The sequence below is a fragment of the Mesorhizobium sp. M4A.F.Ca.ET.020.02.1.1 genome (assembly GCF_004022645.1).
In the GTDB taxonomy this organism is placed as follows: Bacteria; Pseudomonadota; Alphaproteobacteria; order Rhizobiales; family Rhizobiaceae; genus Mesorhizobium.
The window spans coordinates 1-3921 of record NZ_RZOI01000584.1 but is presented as its reverse complement, the minus strand read 5'-3'; the positions used below and the strand labels follow the sequence as shown (position 1 = coordinate 3921).

Here is a 3921-nt window from a genome sequence, read left to right as displayed (position 1 = left end):
CCAAGGCGGTGCGCCGCGCCCGCGCCGGACTGCAGGATCCGAACCGGCCGATAGGCTCGTTCATGTTCCTCGGCCCGACCGGCGTCGGCAAGACCGAGCTCACCAAGGCGCTGGCCAATTTCCTGTTCGACGACGAAAACGCTTTGGTGCGCATCGACATGTCGGAGTTCATGGAGAAGCATTCGGTCGCCCGGCTGATCGGCGCGCCTCCCGGCTATGTCGGCTATGAGGAGGGTGGCGCGCTGACCGAAGCGGTGCGGCGGCGGCCCTATCAGGTCGTGCTGTTCGATGAAATCGAGAAGGCGCATCCGGACGTGTTCAACGTGCTCCTGCAGGTGCTTGACGACGGCCGCCTGACCGATGGCCAGGGCCGCACAGTCGACTTCCGCAACACGCTGATCATCATGACCTCCAATCTCGGCGCCGAATATCTGGTCAACCTCGGCGAGGACCAGGATGTCGATGCTGTGCGAGACGAGGTGATGAGCGTGGTGAGGGCCTCCTTCCGGCCGGAGTTCCTCAACCGCGTCGACGAGGTGATCCTGTTCCACCGGCTGCGCCGGCTGGATATGGACCGCATCGTCGAGATCCAACTCAAGCGGCTGGAGAACCTGCTCACCGACCGCAAGATCGCGCTATCGCTGGATCACGACGCGATCGAGTGGCTGGCGGCCAAGGGCTACGACCCGGCCTATGGCGCGCGGCCGCTGAAGCGGGTGATGCAGAAGGAGCTGCAGGATCCGCTGGCGGAGAAGATCCTGCTCGGCGAGATCCTCGACGGCTCGACCGTCAAGGTCACCGCCGGTTCCGACCGGCTGAACTTCCGCTCGAAGCCGACGGTCGTGGCGACCGAGGCGGCGGCCTGAACCGCCTTGCCTACCCAAAGCGGCGGAGCCTGAATGGGCTTCGCCGCTTTTTCTTGAGACGCGGACGCCCATGACGCTCGACGACTACAACAGCTTCTGCGCCTCGCTGCCCCGGACGACGCATGTCGTCCAGTGGGGCGGCGCCCATGTCTGGAAGGTCGGTGGCAAGGTGTTTGCCATTGGCGGCTGGGACGAGGGCAAACAGCTCTTCGTCACCTTCAAATGTTCCGACATCGCCTATGACGTGCTGAAGGAGCAGCCAGGCTGCCGGCCCGCGCCCTATCTTGCCTCGCGCGGCATGAAATGGATCCAGCGCCAGACAAGCCAGAGCATGGATGATGCGGCGCTGAAGGACTATCTCGGCGAAAGCCACCGCCTGGTCGTCCTCAAGCTGACGAGACAGACACGCAGGGAATTGGGCCTGTAGCAGCCGGGTGTTCGCCATCTTCATGCCCGGTTCATGTTGGAACCTTAAGCTCGGTAAATGGTTTGCTGGCGAAGGGCTCGCCACAAAGGGACATGCCGCGCGGCGGCAATTACGGACCGGAGAGTTGGCCACAATGTTGCGCACGATCGTCTGCCTTTCGGCTGTTGTCGCCGGATTGGTGTCTTCCGGCGCGTTCGCGGCGCCGAGTGGCGACGGCGCGGAAAGGGAGGCCCGCGCTCCCGGCGGCATCCTTCTCGCCCAGGACGGCAACATCGACGTCTATTACGACGCCAGGGGAAACCGCGTCATAGTCGATGCCGATACCGGCAAGGTCATCGCTATCCAGCCGCCGAACACTAGGCTCGATCGCAGGGCGCTGCGCCGGCAGCTGCGGATGCAGGAGCTCGGCCGCGCGCCGGTCGAGGATGACGACCGCTACTATCTCGACGATCCCGAAGACATGGCCCGCTTCCGCCGCAGGCAGCTGGACGAGGAAGGCAGGGTGATTCCGCCGCCGGCCGACGAATACGATCCCTATGGCGACAATTCCGTGGATGCCTTTCCGCCGGTGCCGGACGATGAAGGCAACACCGCCACCTACCCGGAGGCGCCGAAGCCGAATACCGTCAAGCGCCAACCGCTGAACGAGGCGTCGATCGACCCCGCGCAGCCGGATCAGGATACGCAGGCTTCCCTGCCGCCGGACACCGGTGGCAAGGCCACGGTCGACCCGTCGCTGTCGCTCGGCGCGCGCCAGGATGTGGCGGCGCTGCAGGTGCTGCTCGATCGCGCCGGCGCGTCGCCGGGCGTGATCGACGGGCGATTCGGCTCCAATGTCGACAAGGCGCTGGCCGCCTACAACGAGATCACGGGCAGCAATCTGCGCTCGACCGACGCCGTCGGCATCCAGTCGGCGCTGGCACAGTCGGGCGGCGATGCGTTCGCCTCCTACACGATCACGCCCGAGGACGCGGCCGGTCCCTACGTCGCGTCGATCCCAGAAGACTACAGCCAGAAGGCCCAGCTCGACCGCATGGGCTACACCTCCGTCACCGAAGCGCTGGCCGAGCGTTTCCATATGGATGAGAACTATCTGAAGTCGATCAATCAGGGCCTCGATTTCAACCGCCCCGGCACGATCATCAAGGTCGCCAATTTCGGCAGGCTGGTATCGACGCCGGTTGCCCGCATCGTCGCCGACAAGGGCAAGAAGGAAGTCTTCGCCTATGACGCGGCCGGCAAGCTGGTTGCCGCCTATCCGGCCACCATCGGCTCGGCCGACACGCCGTCGCCATCGGGCATCCACACCGTGTCGCGTATCGCGCTCGATCCGAACTACACCTACAACCCGAGCATCAATTTCAAGCAGGGCCAGAACGACAAGATCCTGACCATCCCGCCGGGACCGAACGGCCCGGTTGGTTCGGTGTGGATTGCGCTGGACAAGCCGACCTACGGCATCCACGGCACCCCCGATCCCTCCAAGATCGGCAAGACCGAAAGCCATGGCTGCGTGCGCCTGACGAACTGGGATGCGCGGGAGCTCGCCAAGATCGTGTCGCCCGGCGTCACCGTGGAATTCGTCGGCGGATCTTCAGCCGATGACATTGCGCAGCAATGAGCCTCGGAGCGCGGCTGCATAGATCAGCTGCACAAGCAGGATGAAGCCGACGCTGAGCAACGGGCTAAATAGGCACAGCGCCGCGCCGACCGCCCACGGGAACTGCGCCTTGACGATTCGCAGGTAGACCGTGCGTGTCGTGTCCGCGTCGACGTCCTAGGCGATGAAGCCGTTCTTTTCCGCGTACCACCAGCTGGCGAGCAGCGTGACGCCGAGCATAAGAAGGTTCAGCCTAGGCGATCACCGCGATCCTGAACTCGAGGAAGTCGGCCAGAAGGTCGGTCGAGAACGGCAAGAGTGCGATGAAGGCGAGAAAGCACAGGTTCAACGTCGCGAGCCGCCGGTCTGATTTGGCGATCAGCCTATGCTGCGCCTGCTGGGCGAACCAGAAGATGGTCAACGTCAGGAAGCTCAGCGCATAGGTCAGGAAACGTGGCGCCAGCGCCGCGATCGCCGCCGGCAACTCGCCCTCGGAATGGACCGCTTCGTGCGGCGGCACTCTCGAGAACGATCAGAGTCAGCACGATGGCGAAGACGCCATCGGTGATGCCGATGACACGCCCGCGTGCCTCCGCCGACGGTTCGAGTGGCCGCTTCATGCGTCTCCCTCTGTTTCGATGCTGGTGAAACCTAGCACGGCGTCAGCCGTTTGCACCTAAAGCGCGTCGCGCTGAAACGGATTCAGCCGACGCGGTTTGCGGCTTTGTTTTCATGCATGTCGCTTCCCAGGGCCGCGCACGTTTTGGCTGACATGCATTGGTCGGAGTGGCCCGCCATGCGGCCAGGCCGATCTGGTTTCACAACCGCAAGCTTCTGGCTGGTTGTTGCGGGTGCCATAGGAGGTCTAAGCAGGCTCCATGAAATCTCCAGGCGAAGCTGCCGCCATTTCCCCGACCGGCTCGATCGCGAACGGCACGTTCTGCCCGCGGACGCGGCGCCGGTACGTGCTGATCGCGGCGATCCTGGCATCCGCGCTCGGCTTCATCGACGGCTCGGTCCTGGCCATC

Annotated in this window: 4 protein-coding genes; 3 read left to right on the top strand and 1 reads right to left on the bottom strand. The window is 64.3% G+C overall.

What is annotated here, in order from left to right:
- From EN742_RS27185 to EN742_RS27175, 3 genes are all read left to right on the top strand, one after another.
- On the top strand, positions 1 to 866 hold an 866-nt coding region (locus EN742_RS27185; protein WP_128333483.1), incomplete at its 5' end, for an AAA family ATPase.
- 70 nt (positions 867 to 936) lie between these two features.
- Entirely contained in the window at positions 937 to 1293 is a 357-nt protein-coding gene (locus tag EN742_RS27180; RefSeq protein ID WP_126058153.1) for an MmcQ/YjbR family DNA-binding protein, read from the top strand.
- 133 nt (positions 1294 to 1426) lie between these two features.
- Positions 1427 to 2914: a L,D-transpeptidase family protein gene (locus EN742_RS27175; RefSeq protein ID WP_126058154.1), complete on the top strand. Its 1488-nt coding sequence runs from the start codon at positions 1427 to 1429 to the stop codon at positions 2912 to 2914.
- Positions 2915 to 3146: 232 nt separating this feature from the next.
- Here EN742_RS27175 and EN742_RS39655 read toward each other — a convergent pair whose 3' ends face one another.
- Complete coding sequence (locus EN742_RS39655; RefSeq protein ID WP_245455374.1) at positions 3147 to 3413, bottom strand: TMEM175 family protein; 267 nt, start codon at positions 3411 to 3413, stop codon at positions 3147 to 3149.
- Positions 3414 to 3921: the final 508 nt, after the last annotated feature.

What these genes read in the sequence shown, in the direction of transcription:
- EN742_RS27180 (WP_126058153.1), top strand. Translation starts at nt 937, where the DNA reads ATGACGCTCGACGACTACAACAGCTTCTGCGCCTCGCTGCCCCGGACG.
- EN742_RS27175 (WP_126058154.1), top strand. Translation starts at nt 1,427, where the DNA reads ATGTTGCGCACGATCGTCTGCCTTTCGGCTGTTGTCGCCGGATTGGTG.